Origin of the sequence: Pseudomonas sp. Z18(2022), assembly GCF_036346535.1 — a bacterium.
Taxonomy (GTDB): Bacteria; Pseudomonadota; Gammaproteobacteria; order Pseudomonadales; family Pseudomonadaceae; genus Aquipseudomonas; species Aquipseudomonas yamanorum_A.
The window spans coordinates 1-23,767 of sequence record NZ_JAOTOA010000018.1; the positions used below are offsets into that span (position 1 = coordinate 1).

20 protein-coding genes are annotated in these 23,767 nt (G+C 63.4%); 8 read left to right on the forward strand and 12 right to left on the reverse strand.

Features of this window, described 5'->3' with window-relative positions:
• Window positions 1–8 precede the first annotated feature (8 nt).
• Together V3W39_RS26065 and V3W39_RS26070 are read right to left on the reverse strand one after the other, a co-directional pair.
• Window positions 9–3,095, reverse strand: coding sequence for an efflux RND transporter permease subunit (locus tag V3W39_RS26065; protein ID WP_177079630.1), 3,087 nt, complete (start codon window positions 3,093–3,095; stop codon window positions 9–11).
• Between the two features lie 2 nt (window positions 3,096–3,097).
• Window positions 3,098–4,204: an efflux RND transporter periplasmic adaptor subunit gene (locus tag V3W39_RS26070; RefSeq protein ID WP_177112705.1), complete on the reverse strand. Its 1,107-nt coding sequence runs from the start codon at window positions 4,202–4,204 to the stop codon at window positions 3,098–3,100.
• A 183-nt stretch (window positions 4,205–4,387) separates the two neighbouring features.
• Between V3W39_RS26070 and V3W39_RS26075 the strand changes: the two genes are divergently transcribed.
• Window positions 4,388–5,254, forward strand: coding sequence for a pirin family protein (locus V3W39_RS26075; RefSeq protein ID WP_177045829.1), 867 nt, complete (start codon window positions 4,388–4,390; stop codon window positions 5,252–5,254).
• Window positions 5,255–5,407: 153 nt separating this feature from the next.
• On the forward strand, window positions 5,408–6,850 hold the full coding sequence (locus V3W39_RS26080) for a mechanosensitive ion channel domain-containing protein (RefSeq protein WP_177045830.1): 1,443 nt from the start codon (window positions 5,408–5,410) through the stop codon (window positions 6,848–6,850).
• Between the two features lie 27 nt (window positions 6,851–6,877).
• On the opposite strand, the gene V3W39_RS26085 is transcribed toward V3W39_RS26080, so the two are convergent.
• Entirely contained in the window at window positions 6,878–7,198 is a 321-nt protein-coding gene (locus V3W39_RS26085; protein WP_330213636.1) for a hypothetical protein, read from the reverse strand.
• A 181-nt stretch (window positions 7,199–7,379) separates the two neighbouring features.
• Between V3W39_RS26085 and V3W39_RS26090 the strand changes: the two genes are divergently transcribed.
• The 6 genes from V3W39_RS26090 (at window position 7,380) to V3W39_RS26115 (ending at window position 14,384) form a co-directional block, all read left to right on the forward strand.
• Complete coding sequence (locus tag V3W39_RS26090; RefSeq protein ID WP_177079633.1) at window positions 7,380–8,306, forward strand: substrate-binding domain-containing protein; 927 nt, start codon at window positions 7,380–7,382, stop codon at window positions 8,304–8,306.
• Between the two features lie 63 nt (window positions 8,307–8,369).
• Window positions 8,370–9,878 carry a sugar ABC transporter ATP-binding protein gene (locus V3W39_RS26095; RefSeq protein WP_330213637.1) on the forward strand — a complete coding sequence of 503 codons (1,509 nt, stop codon included), beginning with the start codon at window positions 8,370–8,372 and terminating at the stop codon, window positions 9,876–9,878.
• Window positions 9,844–10,836, forward strand: coding sequence for an ABC transporter permease (locus V3W39_RS26100; RefSeq protein WP_330213638.1), 993 nt, complete (start codon window positions 9,844–9,846; stop codon window positions 10,834–10,836). Before V3W39_RS26095 ends, V3W39_RS26100 begins: the two co-directional genes overlap by 35 nt.
• A gap of 69 nt (window positions 10,837–10,905) precedes the next feature.
• Window positions 10,906–11,985, forward strand: a complete 1,080-nt coding sequence (locus tag V3W39_RS26105) for an alcohol dehydrogenase catalytic domain-containing protein (protein WP_177045839.1) — start codon at window positions 10,906–10,908, stop codon at window positions 11,983–11,985.
• Window position 11,986: 1 nt separating this feature from the next.
• On the forward strand, window positions 11,987–13,519 hold the full coding sequence (locus tag V3W39_RS26110) for an FGGY-family carbohydrate kinase (RefSeq protein ID WP_330213639.1): 1,533 nt from the start codon (window positions 11,987–11,989) through the stop codon (window positions 13,517–13,519).
• Between the two features lie 139 nt (window positions 13,520–13,658).
• On the forward strand, window positions 13,659–14,384 hold the full coding sequence (locus V3W39_RS26115) for an SDR family oxidoreductase (RefSeq protein WP_177045843.1): 726 nt from the start codon (window positions 13,659–13,661) through the stop codon (window positions 14,382–14,384).
• Here the strand turns inward: V3W39_RS26115 and V3W39_RS26120 are convergent.
• The 9 genes from V3W39_RS26120 to V3W39_RS26160 form a co-directional block, all read right to left on the reverse strand.
• Entirely contained in the window at window positions 14,381–15,385 is a 1,005-nt protein-coding gene (locus tag V3W39_RS26120; RefSeq protein ID WP_003215765.1) for a LacI family DNA-binding transcriptional regulator, read from the reverse strand. The two genes, V3W39_RS26115 and V3W39_RS26120, sit on opposite strands and share 4 nt — an antisense overlap.
• A 51-nt stretch (window positions 15,386–15,436) precedes the next feature.
• Window positions 15,437–16,300: a LysR family transcriptional regulator gene (locus V3W39_RS26125; protein ID WP_177079637.1), complete on the reverse strand. Its 864-nt coding sequence runs from the start codon at window positions 16,298–16,300 to the stop codon at window positions 15,437–15,439.
• Between the two features lie 161 nt (window positions 16,301–16,461).
• Window positions 16,462–17,865, reverse strand: a complete 1,404-nt coding sequence (locus V3W39_RS26130) for an amidase (RefSeq protein ID WP_330213640.1) — start codon at window positions 17,863–17,865, stop codon at window positions 16,462–16,464.
• Window positions 17,862–19,133, reverse strand: a complete 1,272-nt coding sequence (locus V3W39_RS26135) for a Zn-dependent hydrolase (protein ID WP_330213641.1) — start codon at window positions 19,131–19,133, stop codon at window positions 17,862–17,864. Before V3W39_RS26135 ends, V3W39_RS26130 begins: the two co-directional genes overlap by 4 nt.
• A 13-nt stretch (window positions 19,134–19,146) precedes the next feature.
• A complete protein-coding gene (locus V3W39_RS26140) occupies window positions 19,147–19,842 on the reverse strand; it encodes an ABC transporter ATP-binding protein (RefSeq protein WP_008430585.1) in 696 nt (231 codons plus the stop codon).
• Complete coding sequence (locus V3W39_RS26145) at window positions 19,842–20,591, reverse strand: ABC transporter ATP-binding protein (protein ID WP_010175101.1); 750 nt, start codon at window positions 20,589–20,591, stop codon at window positions 19,842–19,844. Before V3W39_RS26145 ends, V3W39_RS26140 begins: the two co-directional genes overlap by 1 nt.
• Window positions 20,588–21,598: a branched-chain amino acid ABC transporter permease gene (locus tag V3W39_RS26150; RefSeq protein ID WP_177045853.1), complete on the reverse strand. Its 1,011-nt coding sequence runs from the start codon at window positions 21,596–21,598 to the stop codon at window positions 20,588–20,590. The genes V3W39_RS26145 and V3W39_RS26150 overlap by 4 nt, the downstream gene beginning before the upstream one ends.
• 1 nt (window position 21,599) lies before the next feature.
• Entirely contained in the window at window positions 21,600–22,460 is an 861-nt protein-coding gene (locus V3W39_RS26155) for a branched-chain amino acid ABC transporter permease (RefSeq protein WP_003215751.1), read from the reverse strand.
• A gap of 67 nt (window positions 22,461–22,527) precedes the next feature.
• Entirely contained in the window at window positions 22,528–23,730 is a 1,203-nt protein-coding gene (locus V3W39_RS26160) for an ABC transporter substrate-binding protein (RefSeq protein ID WP_330213642.1), read from the reverse strand.
• Window positions 23,731–23,767 lie beyond the last annotated feature (37 nt).

Sequence of the window (23,767 nt, forward strand, 5' to 3'; positions counted from 1 at the left end):
GCCAGCTCCTACAGGACGGCGGTGGTGCTTGCTGTCACCACTTCCCGCGTCTTCTCCCGCCCCAGCACCAAGCTGCACAACGCCGGCAAGAACAGCAACGTCAATACCGTCCCCACCAGCACTCCGCCAATCAGCACATACGCCAGCGACGACCAGAACACCGATAAAGTCAGCGGAATAAACGCCAACGCCGCCGCCAGCGCAGTCAGGATCACCGGTCGTGCCCGGCGCACCGTGGCCTCGATGATCGCTTCGCGAATCACCATGCCCTGGTCCTGGTTCTGGCGAATCTGGTCGGTAAAGATCAGCGTGTTGCGCATCAGGATCCCGCCAATCCCGATCAGCCCCAATATCGCGTTGAACCCGAACGGTTGGTTGAACAGCAGCAACGTCGGCACCGCGCCGATCAGCCCCAGTGGCGCCGTGGCAAACACCATGAACATCACCCCGAACGAACGCACCTGGAACATGATCACGGTCAACGTCAGCAGGATCATGATCGGGAACAGCGCCGCCAGCGCGACGTTGGCCTTGGCGCTTTCTTCCACCGGGCCGCCGATGACGATCTGATACCCGGCCGGCAGCTTGGCGATCAGCGGCTGCAGGTCCTTGTACACCGCCATTTCCACATCCGGCGGCTGGGTGCCGTCGACAATATCGGCCCGCACTTCCACGGTCAGCGCGCGGTTGCGACGCTTGAGGATCGGTTCTTCCATCACCGCCTGGAAATGCCCGACCTGGGCCAGTGGCACCGACACGCCGGCGCTGTTGGTCAGGGTCATATTGTCCAGGTTGCCGAGGTCTTCGCGCTGGCTGCCCTGGGAGCGGGCGACCACGGAAACGGTGCGATTGCCTTCGCGCACTTCGGTGATCGGGTTGCCGCTGAGCAGGGCGTTGAGCTGGGATTTCACCCCGTCGGGGGTAAAGCCCAGCAGGCGCAGGCGGTCTTGGTCCAGCACCAGGCGGTAGCTGCTGGCACGCTCGCCCCAGTCGAGGAAACTGTCCCGGGTGAGCTTGTTGGCCGCGACCACCTGGCGCACGTCTTCAGACAGGCCGCGCAGCACATTCAGGTCGGGACCGGACACGCGAAACACCACCGGGAACGGCACCGGCGGGCCGAACACCAACTGGGTAACCCGCACCCGTGCCGACGGAAACTCACCCGCCGCGATGCGTTCATCCATGCGTTTTTTCAGCGCGTCCCGGGCGTGGGCGTCGGCGGTCTGCACGATCAGCTTGGCGAAGGCCGGGTCTGGCAATTCCGGGTTCAGCGACAGGAAAAACCGTGGCGCACCGCCGCCGACGTAGGTGTCGACCATCACGGTTTGCGGCTCCTGCATCAGCGCTTTTTCCACCTGCGCGGCCACCGCCTCGGTGCTTTTGAAGGCGCTGCCCGGCGGCATATACACCTCAAGAATCAGCTCGGAACGGTCGGAGTTGGGAAAGAATTGCTTCTTCACCACGCCCATGCCCAGGCCACACAGCACAAAGGCTGCCACCACCAGCCCGGTGACCCACCAGCGGTTGCGCACGCAGGCGTCCACCAGGTGGCGCAGTTTCTGGTAATACCGGCCGGCATAAATCGCATCGTGGCCGCCGGCAACCGGCTTGATGTGCGGCAACAGCTTGACCCCCAGGTACGGGGTGAACACCACCGCCACCAGCCACGAAGCAATCAGCGCAAAGCCGACGATCCAGAAGATATTCCCCGCGTATTCCCCGGCGCCCGAGCGGGCAAAACCCACCGGGAGGAAGCCGATAATCGTCACCAGGGTGCCGGTGAGCATCGGCGCGGCGGTGGAGCTCCAGGCGAAAGTGGCCGCGTGAATCCGGTCAAAACCTTCCTCGAGTTTGACCACCATCATCTCGATCGCAATGATCGCGTCGTCCACCAGCAGGCCCAGGGAAATAATCAATGCGCCCAGGGTCACCCGGTCGAATTCGCGGCCGGTCATCAGCATGATCACAAACACGATCGACAAGGTCAGCGGCACGGCAGCGGCCACCACCAGCCCGACACGGAACCCCAGGGCGAGCAGGCTGATCACCATCACCACCGCGAGGGCGACGAAGAACTTCAGCATGAACTCGTTGACCGCCAGGCTGATGTTTTTCGCCTGGTCGGAGACCTTGGCGAAGTTGACCCCCAGCGGCAGGTCGGCCTGGATTTTCGCCTCCTGGGCCTTGAGGGCCTTGTCCAGTTCCAGGCCGTTCCAGTGCTTCTCCATGATCACCCCGAGCATCAGCGACGGGTCGCCCTGATGGCGGATGCGGTAGCTGGGCGGGTCTTCATAACCCCGGCTGACGGTGGCCACATCGGCGATGCGCAGCAGCTTGCCGTTGGCTTCCAACGGCACGTTTTCGATCAGCGCCAGGCTGTCGAAGGCGCCGTCGATACGGATATACGCACGGGCGCCGGCGGTTTCGACAAAACCCGAAGGCGCCACGGCGTTCTGGGCGGCGAGGGCGGCGAAAATCTGCTCGGGCTTGATGCCCAGGGTGGCGAGGCGTTCATAGGAGAACTCGACAAAGATGCGCTGCGCCTGTTCGCCGAGGATATTCACTTTCTTCACCCCCGGCAGGTTGAGCAGGCCCTGGCGCATGTCCTCGGCCATTTGCACCAGTTGCCGGTGGGGCAGGTGTTCGGCCTCCAACGCGTACAGGGAGAAGTACACATCGGAGTATTCATCGTTGAAAAACGGCCCGATTACGCCCTTGGGCAGCTTCGCGGCTTCGTCGCTGAGCTTCTTGCGGGTCTGGTAGAACAGGTCCTGGATCTCGCTCGGGCGAGTGGACTCCAGGTACGTCATGCGCATCGAGACGAAACCCGGTTGGGCGATGGTCTCGACGCGGTCGTAGTAGTCCAGTTCCTGCAGGCGTTTTTCCAGGCGGTCGGCCACTTGTTCCTGCATTTCCTGGGCGGTGGCGCCGGGCCAGGCGGCGGTGATGGTCATGACCTTGACGGTGAAGGATGGGTCTTCGGCGCGTCCCAGTTTGCCAAAGGCAAAGACCCCGGCGGCGAGGATCGCGATGATCAGGAACAGCGTGACCGCACGGTGTTTTACCGCCAGTTCGGAGAGGTTGATACCGCGCATTCTCAAGGTTCCTGCCGACGGTTGAGGGCCAATACCTGGGCCGGCAACAGACGTACCGCGTCACCGCTGTGCAGCAGGTGCGCGCCGAGGGCGACCACCACTTGGCCCGGGCTTACGCCGCTGTTCAGCAGGGCATCCTCCTGGCCGAGGCTGGCGACGTTGACCGGGGCGAAGCTGACCTTGTCATCGGTGCCGATCACCCACACACCGGTGCCTTTGCCGGCATCCTGCAAGGCGCCGATGGGCACGCGGGTCTGTTGCGCCTGGCCATCTCCTTGCAGGCGCACGGTGATGGTCGAGCCGAGGGCGAAGCGGTCGACGGGGCCGTGCAATACGTAGCGCGCGCGGTAGGTGCGGGTGGTCGGGTCGGCGCTGGCGGACAGTTCGCGCAACGTGGCGGTCACCGCCTGTTCAGGCGCACCGAAGGGGAACGCCAAGGCTTTTTGCGAGGCCTGGTCGCGCTGGTTTTCCGGCAGGTTGACGATGGCTTCCCGGGCGCCGTCGTGGGCCAGGCGCGCCACCACTTGCCCCTCGGCCACTACTTGGCCGCGGTCCACCCGCACGTCGGTGATGATGCCGTCGCTGTCGGCCCTGAGCACCGAGTAGGTGCGGCGGTTTTCGATCTGGCTGGCGTCGGATTGCGCCGAGGCCAGTTCAGCTTCGGCCACCCGCAGGTTGGTGGCGGACTGGTCGAAAATCTGCCGCGACACTGCGCCGGTGTTGGCCAGGCGCTGGTAGCGGGCTTCGTCATCCCGACGTTGACGCAACTGCGCCTGGGCCGCGATGACGCGGTTTTTTGCCGAGCGCAGGGCCAGTTCGAAGTCGCCGATGTCCAGCACCAGCAAGGTGTCGCCACGGCTCACATGCTGGCCCGGATCCACCTTGCGCTCGATCACCTTGCCGCTGACGCGGAAGCCCAGGTCACTTTCAGTGCGCGCGGCCACCACGCCGGTATAGGCGCTTTGCTGGCTGCCTGCGGCTTCGACCTTGGCGGCCAACACGGGACGGGGCGGGGGCGCTTCGGCAACGGGGTCGGCCTGGCTGTTGCAGCCGCTGAGTATGGCCAGCAAGGCCAGGGGCGTGAGAAGACGCAGGGGGAGAGGGTTCATGTCGGGCTCCGTGGGGGCGGGGTGAAAATTACGGTCGTAATATTTAACGCCATATTATGGTTGAAATATAAAATAATCCAGCCCCCGGGCAGGCGTTCCACTGGTGGGACGATCAGGGCCGGTTTTGCCGGCTAGCGCAAGATTGATAACGGATTTAAGGTGTATCCATTACTGGAGACACATATGAAAAAGATCATCGGCATCTACACCAGCCCGCGCGGTCATTGGGTCGGCGACGGCTTTCCGGTTCGTACGCTGTTTTCCTACGACACCATGGGCAAGCAGATCAGCCCGTTCCTGTTGCTGGATCACGCAGGTCCCGCGGCCTTTACCCCGACCGAACAGCGTCGCGGCGTGGGCCAGCACCCCCATCGCGGCTTTGAGACCGTGACCATCGTCTACAAGGGCGAAGTCGAGCACCGGGATTCCACCGGTGCCGGCGGCACCATTGGCCCGGGCGATGTGCAATGGATGACGGCGGCCAGGGGCATCATTCACGAGGAGTTTCACTCCGAAGCGTTCGCCCGCAGTGGCGGCGCCCTGGAAATGGTCCAGTTGTGGGTCAACCTGCCGGCCAAGGACAAAATGACCGACGCCGGTTACCAGACCATCCTCGACGGTGATATCCCCACGCTGCCCCTGGCCGGCAACGCGGGCAGCCTGCGCCTGATCGCCGGTGAGTTCGACGGGGTCAAGGGCCCGGCGCGTACCTTCACGGCGATCGATGTGTGGGACATGCGCCTCAACGCCGGCAGCCAAGTGACGCTGGACCTGCACGCCGGGCGCAACACTGCGCTGGTGGTATTGCGCGGCTCGGTGCGGATCAACGACACCGACGTGGCGCGGGAAGGGCAGTTGGCGCTGTTTGAGCGCGATGGCACGCAACTGCGCCTGGAGTCCAGCGACGACGCCATGGTGTTGCTGCTCAGCGGCGAACCGATTGACGAACCGATCGTCGGCCACGGCCCGTTCGTGATGAACACCGAGCAGGAAATCCACCAGGCGTTTGCCGACTATCAGTCCGGTCAATTCGGGCAGATGCAGCGCTGACCCCCTGTAGGCGCTGGCTTGCCTGCGATCGCATCACCTCGGTGTCTCTGATAAGCCGAGGTGCCTGCATCGCAGGCAAGCCAGCTCCCACATTTTGTTTGCGGCGTTCTCATTTCATGCGATCTTCATGGCATTCGCCCTGGAGTCGCCTGGATGCCCTCATTTATCTCCGATCACCCGATGTTCTGCGCCCTGGCGCTGGTGCTGATCGACATCGCCGTGTGGCGCCTGATCTCTGCCGATTTTGGCAATTGGAAGCTGGTGGCGCGCGTGGTGATCTTCGCGGTGTTCAGCGCCGTGTTGTTCAACGAAGGCATGAACCCGATGCAGGTCGCGCCGTATGGCGACAATGTGGCGCTGCACCTGGCGGCCACGGCGTTCCAGATCGGCTGGTGGCTGTTTGCGGCGCGCACCCTCACGGTATTGCTCGGCGCGGTGATGATGCAGCGGGTCGGCCACACCGGGCGGCTGTTGCAGGACCTGGTGGGTGCGGTGATCTTCCTGATCGCGATCATCGCGGCCATGGCCTACGTGCTCGACCTGCCGGTCAAGGGCGTGCTGGCCACCTCCGGTGCGGTGGCGATCATCGTCGGCCTGGCGTTGCAAAGCACCTTGAGCGATGTGTTTTCCGGCATTGTCCTCAACACTACCAAGCCCTACCAACTGGATGACTGGATCTCTATTGACGGCACTGAAGGCCGGGTGATCGATATCGACTGGCGTGCCACCCAGCTGCAAACCTCCCAGGGCAGCCTGGCGGTGGTGCCCAATTCATTGGCGGCCAAGGCCAAGATCATCAACTTCTCGCGCCCGGCGGATATGTTTGGCTTGTCGGTCAGCCTGCAAGTCAGTCCCCATGCGCGGCCGCAAACCGTGCTGGATGCGCTGGAGCGGGCGATGCAGGGGTGTCGGCCGCTGCTGGCGAAGCCGGCGCCGAGTGTGGCGTTCAAGACTTCGGCCAGTGGTGGCGTGGAGTATGAGATCAGTGGGTTTGTGCCGGCGATGACGCTCAAGCGTGAGGTGCGTAATCAGCTTTATGATTTGGCGTTCCGGCATTTGCAGGCGGCCGGGGTCAGTTTGTTGTCGGCGGCCGAGAGCAATGCGCCGGTGGCGGTGTCACGGGCGCGGGCGTTGTTGGAGAGTTCTTCGATTTTCTCGACGTTGCGTCAGGATGAGAAGGAGACGTTCAGCCAGAACATGACGCTGCAAACCTTCCGTGCCGGGGAGATGATTTTGCCGGCCGGGGAGGTGAGTGATCATTTGTTTATCATCGAATCGGGGGTGATTTCGGTGATGTTGACCAAGGCCGGGCACAAGTTTGAAGCCGGGCGGATGGGGCCGGGGGAGGTGATTGGCGAGGCGGGGATTCTGTCGGAGCAGGGCGTGCCGGCGGACTTTTCGGCGAAGACGTTTTGCACGTTGTACCGGATTGAGAAGGAGTACCTGAAGCCTTGTTTGGATGCTCGGCATGACATCAGCGAGGCGATGAAGAGTTTGTTGGATTTCCGCTTGCATGCGGCTCAGAGTTTGACGCAGGAGGCGCCGGTGGTACCGGTCAAGAAGGGGTTCATGCAGTGGCTGCGAAGTCGGGCTTGATCCAGCAGGACCGAGCCCGACGTGACATCACACGGGGGCCAGCGGCGTGAGAGGTGCCTTGGAGATTATCGGGTTTTCGGGCAGCGGGGCGGCAGTCGAAGCGATGGACGGTTTCGCGCTGCCCTGGACCTCGGTCCGTTCGCCAAAGGTCTTTTGGACGGCAGGGGTGAATACGTCGCCATTTTTTTTCACCGGTTCATCCCGCGTGGCAGCTTCCGGTTTCTCCTCGAGGGTTGCCTCAAGCGCCTTGGTCGCTCCATAGGCGGCACCTCCGCTCACCGCGCCCAAGCCAATGGCTTTCAAAATCGGTATCGCAATACGGCCCAAAAGCCCCAAGATAGCGCCCATAAGTCTTTCCTCTCGTTCAGTTTTTCCATCGCGGTCTCATGCCCGCTCGTTCCTCTGTGTCAAAAACAATCCCCGCAGTTCCAACTCCCTCTTGCACCGGCCCCATTTCCTTGCTAGTTTCTCGCAAAATGTTAACGATAACATTTGCTCTAAAAATAAAAACAAAACAGAGATCTCAACCATGAAAATGCTTCCGAAAACCCTGTGTTTGTTGGCTTTAGGCATCAATCTCGGCACCGTCGGCCTGGCGTACGCCGACACCAAACCCGCGCCCATCCGCATCGGCGCGTCCTTCCAGGAAATCAACAACCCTTACTTCGTCACCATGAAAGACGCCTTGCAGGAAGCCGGGGCGACCATCGGTGCGCAGTTGATCATCACCGACGCCCGCCACGACGTGTCCAAGCAGGTCAGCGACGTCGAAGACATGCTGCAAAAGGGCATCGATATCCTGCTGATCAACCCCACCGACTCCGTTGGCGTACAGTCCGCCGTCAAGTCCGCCCACGCCGCCGGCGTAGTGGTGGTCGCAGTCGACGCCCAGGCCGAAGGCCCGCTGGACTCCTTCGTCGGTTCGAAAAACTTCGACGCCGGCTTCCAGGCCTGTGAATACCTGGCCAAGAACATCGGCGACAAAGGCAATATCGCGATCCTCGACGGCATCGCCGTGGTGCCGATCCTGGAACGCGTGCGCGGTTGCAAAGAGGCCGTGGCCAAGCACCCGGACATCAAGATCGTGAGCATCCAGAACGGCAAGCAGGAGCGTGACCAGGCGCTGACCGTCACCGAAAACATGCTGCAGGCCCAGCCCACCCTCAAGGGTATTTTCAGCGTCAACGACAACGGCTCCCTCGGTGCGCTCTCGGCCATCGAAGCCAGCGGCCTGGACGTCAAACTGGTGAGCGTCGACGGCGCGCCGGAAGCAATCAAGGCGATCCAGAAGCCCGGCAGCAAATTCATCGCTACTTCCGCGCAATACCCGCGTGACCAGATCCGCCTGGCCCTGGGCATCGCCCTGGCCAAGAAGTGGGGCTCGCAAGTGCCGGCCACGATCCCGGTGGACATCACCCTGATCGACCAGGCCAAGGCCAAGGATTTCAGCTGGTAAACCGCCCAGGCCCCACGCCAGGCGTGGGGCACAGGTCATCCATCTGAATGCGAGGTCGGCGGTATGAGCAGTCTTCTGAAGCTGGAAAATATCTGTAAGCGCTACCCGGGGGTGCAGGCCCTCAAGGCGATCAACCTGGAAGTACAGCGCGGCGAGATTCATGCCTTGCTCGGGGAAAACGGCGCAGGCAAATCGACCCTGATGAAAATCCTGGGCGGGGTAGAGCATCAGGACGAAGGGCAGATCCTGATCGACGGCCAGGCCCGGCAGTTCGCGACCTATGGTGATGCGATTGCCGCCGGTATCGGCATTGTGTTCCAGGAATTCAGCCTGATTCCCTACCTCACGGCGGTGGAAAATATCTTCCTCGGCCATGAGCTGAGCAACCGCTTTGGCCTGTTGCGCAAGCGCGAAATGGTCGAGGCGAGCGAGGCGTTGTTCAAGCGCCTTGGCGTGAGCATCGACCTGCAATGCGCGGTCAAGCACCTGAGCGTGGCCGAGCAGCAGTTCGTCGAGATCGCCAAGGCCCTGGCCCTGGATGCGCGGCTGTTGGTGCTCGACGAACCCACCGCCACCCTCACGCCCAGTGAAGCCGAGCTGCTGTTCGAGATCATGCGCGAACTCAAGCGCCAGGGCGTGGCGGTGATTTTTATCTCCCACCACCTGGAAGAGATTTTCCAGGTGTGCGACCGCATCAGCGTGCTGCGTGACGGCGGCAATGTGGGCGTCACCGATGTGGCCGACAGTGATATCGACCGCCTGGTGGAAATGATGGTGGGGCGCCGCCTGGAATGCAGCTTTCCGCCCAAACCCACCGCCGAACGCGGGCCGCTGTTGCTGGAGGTCAAGGACATCCAGTTGGTGCGCAACGGCCCCCACAACCACTTTGAATTGCACAAGGGCGAGATTCTCGGCTTCGCCGGCCTGGTGGGTTCCGGGCGTACCGAATTGGCCCTGGGCATGATGGGCGCGCTGCCGTCGGTGAGTAAAGACGTGTGGCTGCGGGGTGAAAAAGTCACCCTCGACGACCCGGCCCAGGCCTTGGCCCACGGCATCGGCCTGCTGCCGGAAAGCCGAAAGAGCGAAGGGCTGATCACCGATTTCAGCATTCGCGAAAACATCTCCCTCAACAACCTGCCCAAATACCAGAACGCCAGCGGCCTGATCGACAAGGACAAGGAGTGCGCCAGCGTCGAAGCACTGATGCGCCAGCTTTCGATCAAGGCCCCCAGCGGGGAGAGCCGGGTGTTCAACCTCAGCGGCGGCAACCAGCAGAAAGTCGTGATTGCCCGCTGGATCAACCATCACTGCGACGTGCTGGTGTTCGATGAACCCACCCGTGGCATCGACGTCGGCGCCAAGGCGCAGATCTACGCACTGATGCGCAGCCTCACTGAACAAGGCTACGCAATCATCATGATTTCCTCGGAGCTGCCGGAAGTCATCGGCATGTGCGACCGCGTCGCCGTGTTCCACAAGGGCGCCATCGTCAAGGTACTGGAAGCGTCTGCCGTCAATCCTCAAGAGGTCATGCGCCATGCAACAGGGGGCTCAAGTGAATATGTCCATTAATGCCGTGACGCCTGGCCGGCTGCGCCTGAACCTGGCGCGGTTGATTCGCTCGCCGGCGTTTTATCCCTTTGTGGGGCTGGTGGTGGTGACGTTAGTGATGATCTTCGCCAGCGACAATTTCCTCACCGCCAGCAACCTGTCGAACATCGCGCGCCAGGTGTCGATCAACGCGATTATCGCGGTGGGCATGACCTGCGTGATTCTCACCGGCGGCATCGACTTGTCGGTGGGCCCGGTGATGGCCTTGTCCGGCACCTTGACCGCCGGCCTGATGGTGGCGGGCTTGCCGCCGGGCCTGGCGATCGGTGCCGGGATGATGATCGGCGTGGCCTTCGGCATCGGCAACGGGTTGTTCGTTGCCTACCTGCACATGCCGCCGATCATCGTGACCCTGGCGACCATGGGCATCGCTCGCGGGTTCGGCCTGATGTACACCGACGGCTACCCGATTTCCGGGCTACCGGAGTGGTTCGGGTTCTTTGGCCGCGAAAGCCTGTTCGGCATTTCGGTGCCGATCCTGATCATGCTGGTGACGTATCTGGCGGCCTATGTGCTGCTGCAACACACGCGCATCGGCCGCTATATCTACGCGATTGGCGGCAACGAGGAAGCGGTGCGCCTGTCCGGTGTGCGGGCGGCGCGCTTCAAGTTGCTGGTGTATGGCATCAGCGGGTTCACCGCCGCGATTGCCGGGCTGGTGCTGACCTCGCGCTTGATGAGCGGCCAGCCGAATGCCGGGGTGTCGTTCGAACTCGACGCGATTGCCGCCGTGGTCCTGGGCGGCGCCTCGATTGCCGGCGGGCGCGGGGTGATTGTCGGCACCTTGCTCGGCGCCATGTTGCTGGGGGTGTTGAACAACGGCTTGAACATGCTCGGGGTCTCGCCCTACGTCCAGAGCGTGATCAAGGGCGGGATCATTTTGCTGGCGATCTTCATCAGCCGTCAGCGCCACAAGTAAACCGGTTATCTCCACGCGGCCATGGCGGCCGCGATGGGTTCTCTCATGCTCAAGAAAGGTCCGCACATCATGGAAAAGCACAACGAAATGCAAGCCGTCGTCTGCCACGGCCCGAAAGACTACCGCCTGGAACGCATCAGCAAACCCCAGGCGCGGGTCAATGAACTGGTGATTCGTATCGCCGCCTGCGGCATCTGCGCCAGTGACTGCAAATGCCACTCGGGCGCGGCGATGTTCTGGGGCGGCGACAACCCGTGGGTCAAGGCGCCGGTGGTGCCGGGGCACGAGTTTTTCGGCTACGTGGTGGAAGCGGGCGAGGGCGCCGAGGAGCATTTTGACGTGAAGGTCGGCGACAAGGTGATCGCCGAGCAGATCGTGCCGTGTGGCAAGTGCCGCTTCTGCAAGTCCGGCAAGTACTGGATGTGCGAGGTGCACAACATCTTCGGCTTCCAGCGTGAAGTCGCCGAAGGCGGCATGGCCCAGTACATGCGCATTCCCAAGACGGCCATCGTGCACAAGATTCCGGAGTCGGTGTCCCTGGAAGACTCGGCGCTGATCGAGCCGATGTCCTGTGCGATTCACACCGTCAACCGCGGTGAGATCCAGCTGGATGACGTGCTGGTGATCGCCGGTGCCGGCACCCTGGGCCTGTGCATGGTGCAGGTGGCGGCGCTGAAGACGCCGAAGAAACTGGTGGTGATCGACATGGTGGACGAGCGTCTGGAACTGGCGAAAAAGTTCGGTGCCGACGTGGTGATCAACCCGTCCCGGGACAACGCCCGGGAGATCATCAATGGCCTGACCGACAACTACGGCTGCGACGTGTACATCGAAACCACCGGCGTGCCGGCGGGCGTCACCCAGGGCCTGGAGTTGATCCGCAAGCTGGGGCGTTTCGTCGAGTTCAGCGTGTTTGGCGCCGAGACCAGCGCCGACTGGTCGATCATCGGTGACCGCAAGGAGCTGGACGTGCGCGGCGCGCACCTGGGGCCGTATTGCTACCCGGTGGCCATCGACCTGTTCGAGCGCGGCCTGCTGACGTCCAAGGGCATCGTGACCCATGACTTCGGGCTGGACAGCTGGGCCGAGGCCTTTGAGCTGGCCAACTCGACCAAGTCGATCAAGGTGCTGCTGAAGCCGGTGGTCTGAGATGAACTACGTGATGGGTGTGGACATCGGCACGCAAAGCACCAAGGCGCTGCTGGTGGACGCTGACGGTACGATCATCGCCCAGCACAGCCAGGGGTATCGCGTGGATACCCCGAAAGTGCGCTGGGCCGAGCAGTGGCCGCAGGTCTGGCTGGATGCGGTGGAGGCGTGCGTCGCCCAGTGCATGGCCAAGGCTGGCGTGGCGAAAGAGCAGGTCAAGGCGCTGTGCATCAGCAGCCTGTACGGCGGCTCGGGGATTGCCGTGGACGCCCGGATGACGCCGCTGCACCCGTGCCTGATCTGGATGGACCGGCGCGCGGGCGAGCAGGTGGAGTGGGTGCGCGAGCATGTGGACCTGGAGCGGCTGTTTGCGGTCACCGGCAACTCGGTGGACAGCTACTACGGCTTCACCAAGATGCTCTGGCTCAAGCAGCACCAGCCGCAGGTGTGGGCCAACACCCGCTACCTGCTGCCGCCCAACAGCTACATCAACTGGTGCCTGAGCGGCGAGTTGGCGGTGGATCACAGCAGCGCCGGCAATATCGGCGGCGTCTACGATGTGGCGCAGCGGGGCTGGTCGGCCGAGATGCTGGCGGCGCTGGAGATTCCCCTGGCGATGATGCCGGAGCGTCTGCTGTATTCCGGTGAAGTGGTCGGCGGCTTGCTGGAGGCCTGGGCACCGCGCCTGGGATTGCAGGCAGGTACGCCGATCCTGGCCGGGGGCGTGGATGCGGCCATGGCCACATTGGCCGCCGGGGTGACCCGGCCGGGCAACCATGTGGCGATGATCGGCACCAGCATGTGCTGGGGTTATCTCAATCAGCAGGTGGATGCGCGGCATGGCCTGGTGAGCATGCCCCATGTCTATAACGGCCACCGCGACCTGTACATCTTCGGTGGGGCGATCACGGCCGGGGCGTCGGTGAGCTGGTTCCGCGAACAGTTCTGCCAGGCCGAAGAGCAACAGGCGAAGGACACGGGCCAGGACAGCCTGTGGCTGCTGGAGCAGAGCGCTGCGAAGATCCCGGCGGGCTGTGAAGGGCTGTTGTTCCTGCCGTACCTCATGGGCGAACGCAGCCCGGTGTGGGATGACCGGGCCAGCGGCAGTTTTGTCGGCTTGAACCTGTATCACAGCCGTATCCACCTGTACCGCGCGGTGCTTGAAGGGGTGAGTTTTGCCCTGCGGCACAACATCGAGGCGGGGACTCGTGGGGCACATTCCCTTGATCCACGCCTGATTGTGGTGGGCGGGGCGAGCCATTCGGATTTGTGGATGCAGATTATTGCGGACATCACCCATTACCCGGTCTACACCATCGTGCAAGAGGTGGAGGCGGCGTTGGGCGCGGCGTTGCTGGCGGCCCATGCGGTGGGGTTGGTGGATGACCGGGAGATGGAGAAGGGCTGGGTGCAGCTGGAGCTGCGGGCGGAGCCGGAGGCGGGGAATGTCGGGGTGTATGACCGGGCGTTTGCCAGTTATCTGGCGCTGTATCCGGCCTTGAAACCGGTGATGCACAGCTTGCAAAACGCTTAAGCGAGCACCGATTAAAAATGTGGGAGCTGGCTTGCCTGCGATGGCGGTGCATCAGTACCAAGTGGGCTAAATGACCCACCGCTATCGCAGGCAAGCCAGCTCCCACATTGGATCTCCATTGTCTTTTGGAATAGTTGCCATGAACGCTATTTTTGACTTCTCCGAGCAGCGCATCCTCGTCACCGGCGCCAGCAGCGGCATCGGCCGGGAAATTGCTCTCCAACTGATCGCCAGCGGTGCCGAGGTTTTCGCCCTGGGCCGCGACGCCCAGGCCCTGGCCCAACTCGGCTGCGAAACCTTGTGCCTGGACATCGCCAACAGCGCCGCCCTGGACCTGGCCCTGCAAGGCCTGCCGCCGATGCACGGCCTGGTCAACTGCGCCGGCATCTCCCGCCTGGAACCCGCCGCCGCCATCAGCGCCGAAGCCTTCGACCAGGTGATGCACGTCAACGCCCGCGCTGCGGCCCAGGTCGCCAGCCGTATCGCTGCTGCGATGATCGAAGCCAGGATTGCCGGCAGCATCGTCAACGTGTCCAGCCAGGCTTCACTGGTGGCGCTGGACGATCACCTCGGCTACTGCGCCTCCAAGGCCGCGCTGGACGCCATCACCCGGGTGCAATGCGCCGAATGGGGCCGTTTCGGGATTCGCGTCAACAGCGTCAACCCCACCGTCACCCTCACGCCCATGGCGCAAATGGCCTGGTCGGCGCCCGCCAAGCGCGACCCGGCATTGGCGGCGATTCCCCTGGGGCGGTTTGCCGAAACGGCGGAGGTGGCGTTACCGGTGCTGTTCCTGCTGAGCGACGCCGCCAGCATGATCAGCGGCGTCAGCCTGCCGATCGACGGTGGCTACACCAGCCGCTAGCCGTTCTCCAGTTTGCCGGCGATCACCACCTTGTCCCGCGGCTTGTGTGGGTCTTCGAGGCGGTCCAGCAGCAGCCGCACCGCGCTGCTGCCGGCCAGCGATGCATCGTGGGCCACGCAGGCAATCGGCACGCCGAAGATATCGGCGAAGGGCAGGCGGTCGATGCCGCAGATGGTCAGGCTGTCGTGGGGGATGTTGTGCATGCGCAACGCACGCAGCGCGCCGAGGGTGATCAACTGGTTGAAGCCCATGATCGCGTCCGGCGCCGAGTGCTCGGCCAGGTAGTCGAGGGTGTGCAGGTAGGAGGGCATCAGCGTGTAGTCGCCGGCGCACACTTCGACGTGCACTTGCGGGTGTTCGGCCAGCACTTCTTTGAGGCCCTTGAGGCGTTCCATGGTGATGCGCGAATGCTCGGGCCCGGTCAGCACCAGCAGGCGCTTGAGATTCGGGGTTTGCCGCACCAGGTACTGCGCCGCCTCGATGCCGCTGTGGTAGTTGTCCAGCACCACGCGGCTGAACGGGCTGTCGTGGATCGTGCGGTCGAGCAGCACCACCGGGGTCTTGCCGTTGCCCAGGCGCTCCAGGTAGTCCGGCTGGTAGCTGGGCTCGTCGGAGACCGGCGACAAAATGATCCCCGCCACGCGGTAGCCCAGCAGGGTGTCGACGGCCTTGCTTTCCAGTTCTTCCAGCTCGTCGGTGTCCACCAGCATGATGGTGTAGCCGTGCTTTTTCGCCTCGCGGGAAATCGCCTTGATCATTTCGCTGTAGAAGGGGTTGTCGACGGAGGCGGTGATCACGCCGATGATCAGGCTTTCGCTGCGCTTGAGCCCGCGGGCGAAGGCGTTGGGCACATAGTCCAGCTCCCGCGCCACCTCGAGAATCCGCGCCAGGGTGGCGGGCTTCACCAGGTCAGGTTTGCTCAGCGCCCGGGACACCGTGATGGTGGTCATGTTGACCCGTTTGGCGATGTCGCTGATGGTGACGGACTTTTTCTTGTTCATCGGCAGGGGGCAACCAGGAGAAAACAGTAGGAGGCTAACATGTGTGCCGGATCAAATCACCGGATCCCAGCGCTGCGACCAATCCTTTTCCGCCTCCACCACCGCCCGAAGCAACCCCAGCGCCTGCTGCAAAACCGCCGAATCGCGCTCCCGGGAATACACCAGGTACGTCGGGAAGCTGAACTCCGGCGCCTTGGGCACCCGCTGCATCACGCCGCTGTCCAGGTAGCTCTGCACCACCCGCGTGCGGAAATAGCCGGCGCCGCCATGCTCCAGGATGTACTGCAACGCCAGCGGCCCGAGATTGAAACTCAGGGCGGCGCGGGCCTTGTCCGGCAGGGCTGCGTCATGTTGCTGGCGAAAGCCCTGGCCCCAGTCGATGTACACGTAGGGCTCGGGCCGGGCGGCCAGTTGCACCAGGATCAACTTTTCTTCCAGCACCTGCTCCACCTGCAACCCCGGCCAGTATTGCGGCTGGAACACCAGGGCGGCGTCCAGCACACCGAGTTCCAGTTGGCGCAGCAGGTATTCGCCTTCGCGAATCTCGGTGCGCAAGGCATGGCCGGGAATGTGTTCGCGCAAGGCCTTGGCCCAGCCGAGCATCAACGGATTGCACAGGCTGACTTCGCCGCCGATGTGCAGCACGTTGCGGTAACCATCGGGCAGTGGCAGGTCGCGGCGGGCGGCTTCCCAGGTCTGGACCAGCTGGTTGGCGTAGACCACGAAGGCCTCGCCGTCCGGGGTCAGGCGGGCACCGGCGCGGTTGCGTACGAACAGGGTGCTGTTGAGCTGGCTCTCGAGGTTTTTGACCCGGGCGGTGATTGCCGTCTGGGTGACGTGCAGCTTCTCGGCCGCCGCAGCGAGGCTGCCGCAGCGGGTGATTTCGAGGAAGGTGCGTGCCAGTTCGATGTCCATGAAACCCCCGGGAGTGAATGGGGGACATTGTAGAGCGATGCAGGAGCGGAGTGCGATCAAATGTGGGAGCTGGCTTGCCTGCGATGGCGGTCGCTCAGCTCGCCCATGTGGCACTGATACACCGCTATCGCAGGCAAGCCAGCTCCCACAGTGATCGTATTTCAGGTTGGGGTTTTGGGTGTTTGCAGATGCTCGGTCGGGAAAGCCTTGGCATACGCCTGGCAAACCCTCAGTACCTGATGATCAGCAAACCGCGCGCCCACCACATGCAACCCCACCGGCAACCCGTTCGCCGCCAACCCGCACGGCACCGACGCCGCCGGTTGCTGGGTCAGGTTGAAGGGATAGGTAAACGGCGTCCACTCCATCCATTCCCCAAGGCCCGAACCCGGCGGCACGTTGTGCCCGGCCTCGAATGCGGTGATCGGCATCATCGGCGAAACCAGCACATCGTAATGCTCATGGAACGCCGCCATGCGCGCCACCAGGGCGGCCCGGGCTTCCAGTGCGGCGCTGTAGTCGCTGAGGCTGATCTGCTCGCCCAGTTGCGCAATGCGCAGCAACCCCGGGTCCATCAGTTGCCGCTGGGCATCGCTCAACGGCCCGGCCAGGCGCGCCGCACCGGCAAACCACAGGGTATTGAACACCTCCAGCGGATCGCTGAACCCCGGATCAATCTGTTCAACCTGGGCCCCCAACTGCACCAGGCCTTCGACCGCCCGGGCGACGACTTTGGCCACTTGCGGGTCCACATCCACGTAGCCAAATGCGGGACTATAAGCGACGCGAAGGCCCTTCAAATCAGCCCCGGCGTGCAACCATGGCGTGGTCCGTGGCGCGCCGATCAAACCGTCCCGCGCATCCGGCTGGGCGATGGTTTGCAGCATCAGCACCGAGTCTTCCACGGTGCGGGTCATCGGCCCCAGGTGCGACAGAATGGTCATCGAACTGGCCGGCCATTGCGGCACATAACCGAAGGTCGGCTTGATGCCGAAAGTGCCGGTGAACGCGCAGGGAATCCGGATCGAGCCACCGGCATCGCTGCCCTGGTGCAGCACGCCCAGGTTCAAGGCCGCCGCCGCACCGGCACCACCCGACGAACCGCCCGCCGTCATGCGGGTGTCCCACGGGTTGCGGGTAATCCCATACAGCGGATTATCGGTGACGCCTTTCCAGCCGAATTCCGGTGTGGTGGTCTTGCCCAGCAGCACCGCGCCGGCCTTGCGCATAAAGGCCGAGAAGGGCGCATCCACATCCCACCGGCCTTCGGCAGATGTGGTGCGCGAGCCTTTGCGCGTCGGCATGCCGATGGTCTGCGTCAGGTCCTTGATGGACGCCGGCACCCCGTCCAGCGCCCCGCATGGCTGGCCCTTGAGCCAGCGCTGTTCCGAATCCCGGGCCGCCTTCAAGGCGCCTTCCGGGTCGACGTGGCAGTAGGCGTTGACCGCGGGGTTATAGCGTTCGATGCGCAGCAGGGCGTCTTCGGTGACTTCCACCGGCGACAGGCTTTTATCCCGGTAGTGAGCCAGCAGTTCAACGGCTGTCAGGTTGGCGATATCCGTCATGCCGCTTTACCTCCTTGCGCCGCGTTGACCATGGCCCGCAGCAGCACTGCGCAGCCCGCCGCCAGGTCATCCGGTGCGGCGTTTTCGATTTCGTTGTGGCTGATGCCACCTTCGCATGGCACAAAAATCATCCCGGCCGGGCCCAGTTCGGCGACGAAGATCGCGTCATGCCCGGCGCCGCTGACGATGTCCATATGGCTCAGGCCCAGGGCGCTTGCACCGTCGCGCACCGCGTTGACGCAGGCGGGGTTGAAGTCCAGAGGCGGGAAGTCGGCGGTGGGGGTCAGCTCAAAGCTCAAGCCGTGTTGCTCGGCGGTGGCTTCGATCACTTGGCGCACTTCGTCGACCATGGCCTGCAGCTTGTCGGCGTGCAGATGGCGCAGGTCGATGGTCATGTGCACCTGGCCGGGAATCACGTTGCGCGAGCCGGGGTGCAAGCTAAGGCAGCCGACAGTGCCGCAGGCGTGGGGTTGTTGCTCGTGGGCGATGCGGTTCACTGCGCTGACCACTTGCGCGGCGCCCACCAGGGCATCCTTGCGCAGGCGCATCGGCGTGGGGCCGGCGTGAGCTTCGACGCCGGTGAGGGTCAGGTCGAACCATTTCTGGCCCAGGCAGCCCATGACCACGCCAATGGTGGTGGCCTGGTCTTCCAGCACCGGGCCTTGTTCGATATGCGCCTCGAAATACGCGCCTACCGGGTGGCCCAGTACCGCGCGGGAACCCGCATAGCCGATGCGCTGCAATTCGGCGCCCACCGACAACCCTTGCTCGTCCTGCTTGTCGAGGGTCTCCTGCAAGTCGAACTTACCGGCGAACACCCCGGACCCCATCATGCACGGCGGGAAACGCGAGCCTTCTTCGTTGGTCCACACCACGACTTCAATCGGTGCTTCGGTCTCAAGGTTCAAATCGTTGAGTGTGCGGATCACTTCCAGGCCGGCCATCACGCCATAGCAGCCATCGAACTTGCCGCCGGTAGGCTGGGTGTCGATATGGCTGCCGGTCATCACGGGCGCCAGTGCCGGATTGCGCCCGGCGCGGCGGGCAAAGATATTGCCGATGGCGTCGACGCTGACGCTGCACCCGGCAGCCTCGCACCATTGCACAAACAGGTCGCGGGCCTGGCGGTCGAGGTCGGTAAGGGCCAGGCGGCACACGCCGCCCTTGGGCGTGGCGCCGAGGCGGGCGAGGTCCATCAGCGATTGCCACAGGCGTTCGCGGTTGATCAGCGGGGCATTGCTCTGGAGCGGTTGCGCAAAACTATTCATCAGCAGTCTCCGGTCAGGCACTCAGGGCCAGGTAACGGTTCTTGATCGTCGGGTCGGCGCGGAAGGCTTCGGCACTGCCTTCGTACACCACGCGGCCCTGTTCGAGGACGTAATGACGGTCGGCGAGCTTGTCGCAGACCATCAGGTTCTGTTCCACCAGCAGCACCGGCAGGCCGTCTTCCTTGACCTTGCGCAGGATCTTCACCAGCTCGTCGACGATCACCGGCGCTAGGCCTTCGGTAGGCTCATCAAGGATCAGCAGCTTGGGATCGTTGAGCAGGGCGCGGGCGATGGCGAGCATCTGTTGCTCACCGCCCGACAGCGCGTGGCCGGCGTTTTTGCGGCGCTCCTTGAGGCGCGGGAACATGCCGTACACGTCTTCCATCTGCCAGCGGCTGGTCTTGCGCACCGCGATGCGCAGGTTTTCCTCGACGGTGAGCAGGCGGAAGATCCCGCGGTTCTCCGGCACCAGCGCCAGGCCCTGGCGCGCGATTTCGAAGATTTTCTGCCCCACCAGCGGCTGGCCGTTGAAGTGAATCTGGCCCTGGCGCGGGCAGATGATCCCGAGGATGCTGCGCAAGGTCGTGGTCTTGCCGGCGCCGTTGCGGCCCAGCAGGGTCACCAGTTCGCCGGGGTTGACGGTCAGGGACACGCCTTCAAGGACGTGGCTCTTGTCGTAGTAGGAATGGATATTGTCGACGGTCAGCATCAGGCAGCTTCTCCCAAATAGGCGGTGCGCACGCGCTCGTCGGCGCGCACGAATTCCGGTGTGCCTTCCACCAGGATCTGGCCGTGGCTCATCACGGTGATGCGTTGGCTGATGGACATGACGATGCTCATGTTGTGCTCGATCAACAGCACCGTGTGGTCGCGGCCGAGGTCGCTGATCAGTTGGGTCATGATCGGAATGTCGTCGATGCCCATGCCCGAGGTCGGCTCGTCGAGCATCAGCAGCTTGGGTTTGGAACAGATCGACATACCGACTTCCAGCACCCGCTGCTGGCCGTGGGACAGCTCGCCGGCCAGGGTGTCGGCGCGGGCGGTGAGTTGCAGGCGTTCCAGTACCTGGTCGGCCATCTCCAGGTGTTCGCGCTTGCTGTCGACCCGGCGCCAGAAGTTCAGGGCGCGGGCGCCGTCGCGGCCCTGGGCGGCCAGGCGCAGGTTCTCGCGCACGCTGAGGTTCTGGAACAGGCTGGTGAGCTGGAACGAACGGGCCATGCCCAGGCCGACGCGACCGTGGGCCGGCTTGCGCATCAGGTTCTTGCCATCGAAATGAATCGCCCCGGCGGTGGCCTGGCGTTCGCCGGTCAGGCAGTGGAACAGGCTGGTCTTGCCGGCGCCGTTGGGTCCGATGATGGTGTGGATGGTGCCGGCTTGTACCTTGAGGTTGACGCCGTTCACCGCGTGGAACGCACCGTAGGCCAGTTCCAGGTTCTTGGTTTCCAACAGGATGCTCATGACAGCTTCTCCTTGGTCACAACGTCGGCCTTGCGGCTGCCGCGCACACGTTCGAACAGCGTCGACAACCCGCCCCACAACCCGCCGCGCATGAAGATCACCACCAGGATCAGAATCACCCCCAGCAGCATCAGCCAGCGCGGCCACAGGTCGGAGAGGAAGTCCCCCAGCAGCACGATGGAACCGGCGCCGAGCAAGGAGCCGAACAGCGAGCCGGTACCGCCGACGATGGTCATGATCAGGATGTTCTCGGACATCGCCAGGTCGATATTCGACAGCGGCACAAAGTGCAGCAGCATCGCGTACAGCGCCCCGGCGATCCCGGTGACGGCGCCGGACAACACGAACACCAGGATCTTGAAGTGACGGGTGTCGTAGCCGATGGCGGAAGCGCGGGTTTCGTTTTCGCGGATCGCCATCAGCGTGCTGCCGAATGGCGAGGCGATCACCCGGCGGGCGCCGATGAAGATCAGCAGGAACAGCACCGCGACAAAACCATAAAACGCGCGGGCATCGGTAAGGGACAACAGCACCGTGTCACCGATGCGGATTTCCGGGCGCGGCACGCTGAGCAGGCCGTTGTCGCCGCCGGTCCAGTCGCTCAGGGTGTAGGCGACGAAGTAGGCCATCTGGCTGAAGGCCAGGGTCAGCATCACGAAGTAAATGCCGGTTCGGCGGATCGCCAGGGCGCCCACCAGAAACGCCAGGAAACCACCGGCGACGGCGGCGCCCAGCAGTGCGCTGAACAAGCCGAGTTGCAGATGAATCATCAACAACGCGGCGCAGTAGGCGCCGGCCCCGAAGAAGATGCCTTGGCCGAATGACAGCAGCCCGGTGTAACCCAGCAACAGGTTGCAGGCGAGGGCGGCCATGGCAAAGATCAGGATCTCGGTGGCCAGGGTCGCCGAGGGCAGAATCAACGGCAGGCCGATCAATACCGCCAGCACCAACAGCAGCATGTAGCGCGACTGGGTCTTGGCGAACGGCAGGGGATTTTTCTCGCTCATGTCAGGCTCTCCCGAACAGGCCGTAAGGACGCACCAGGATCACCACGGCCATCGCACCGTAGATCATCAGGCTCGCGCCCTGGGGCCAGAGTGTGGTCATCAGGCTTTGCACCACGCCGACCAGCAGGCCGCCGACCAGTGCACCGCTGAAGGAACCCATGCCGCCGATCACCACCACCACGAAGGCCACGCCAAGGATTTCCGGACCGACAAAGGGTTGGGCACCGCGCAACGGGGCGAACAGCACACCGGCGACGCCGGCCAGGGCCACGCCGAGGGCAAAGGTCATGGAGAACAGGCGAAAGATGTTGGTGCCCAGCAGGGACACGGTTTCAGTGCTTTCACTGCCGGCCCGCACCAGGGCACCGAAGCGCGTGCGCTCCAGCAGCAGCCATAGGCCGAGGCCGACGAGGCCGGAGAATACGATCAGGAACAGGCGGTAGTAGGGGTAGACGAAATCACCCACCACCAGCACCCCGCGCAGCAACTCCGGCACGGCGACGCTTTTGCCCACCGGGCCCCAGATCATCACGCTGGCTTCCTGGATGATCAGGGCGATCCCCAGGGTCACCAGGATCTGGAACATGTGCGGCAAGTGATAAATCCGCTGGATCAATAATCGCTCGATCACCCAGGCCAGCGCGGCCACCACCAGTGGTGCGATCAGCAGTGCCAGCCAGAAACTGCCGGTGAGGCTGACGGCGGTGTAGCAGATGTAGGCCCCCAGTAAAAAGAACGCACCGTGGGCGAAATTGACGAAGTTCAGCAGGCCGAAAATGATCGTCAAGCCGACCGCGATCAGGAAGTAGATCATCCCAAGGCCCAGGCCGTTGAGAATCTGGAACAGGTAAAGATTAAGCATGCAGGAACCCTCGGCAGGCGGCCGCGTGAGCGACCCTGCGCAGTGTCACCAGTAGATTTTCAGCGGATCAGCCGAGCACACAGCCCGTGGCTTCCACCGGCGGGAACGACTGGCCGGAGCTGAGCACCTTGGCCAGGTCGTCCTTGTCGGCCATGTCGCCCGCGGCCTTGCCCACCAGCAGGTAGTAATCCTTGATTACCTGATGGTCGCCGGCGCGGATCGATTCCTTGCCGGTGGGGCCTTCGTAGCTCAGGCCCTGCATGGCCTTGGCTACGGTCGGTCCGTCGAAGCTGCCGGTGGAGATGATGGTTTCGAGCATGACCTTGGTGCTGATGTAGTCAGCGGCCAGCGGGTAGGTGGGGTTGATTCCGTACTTGGCCTTGGTCAGTTTCACCAGGTCGCGGTTGAGCGGGGTGTCGACCTGATGCCAATACTGCGCGCCGAGGTACACGCCTTCCAGCACATCGCTGCCCAGCTCCTGGAACTGATCGAGGCCGGCGGACCACACCAGCAGCACTTTCATGCGCTCCTTGATGCCGAAGTTCACCGCCTGGCGCAGGGTGTTGGACGACTGGCTGCCGAAGTTCAGCAGCACCAGCACGTCGGGTTTGGCAGCGATGGCATTGGTCAGGTAGCCGGAAAATTCCTGTTCCTGCAGCGAGTGGTAGCTGTTGCCGGCGTGCTCCAGGCCATGTTCGGCCAGCACCGATTTGGCGCCCTCTAGCAAGGCTTCGCCGAACACGTATTGCGGAGTGATGGTGTACCAGCGCTTGGCGTCGGGCAGCAATTTGATCAGCGGCACGAGGGTTTCGCGAATCGCACCGTAGGTAGGTACCGACCAGCGGAAGGTGGCGCTGTTGCAGTCCTTGCCAGTGACTTCATCGGCGCCCACCGGGGTCATGAACACGCCGCCGGCCTTGCTCACTTCCTTGGCGACGGCGAGTGCCGAAGACGACAAGGTGCAGCCCTGGAAGAAGCGTGCGCCGTCCTGCTGGATCGCTTCCTGGACCTTGCGCACCGCCTTGCCGGCGTTGCCTTCGGTGTCGATCACCTTGTAGTTCAGCGGGCGACCGAGCACCTCGGGGTGTTGTTCCACCGCGAGGCGTGAACCCATGTCGGCAAATTTGCCATAGCTGGCAAAGGCGCCAGACATGGACTTGAGGCCGTAAAAGGTAAAGGGCTCGGCGGCGAATGCCGAGCGCACACCCAGCGGAAGGCTGAGGGCGGCTGCGGCGGTGAGACTGGCTTTCAACAACGTACGACGCTGCATGGGGTGACTCCCTGGATTAGTTATTGGCAGGAGTGGC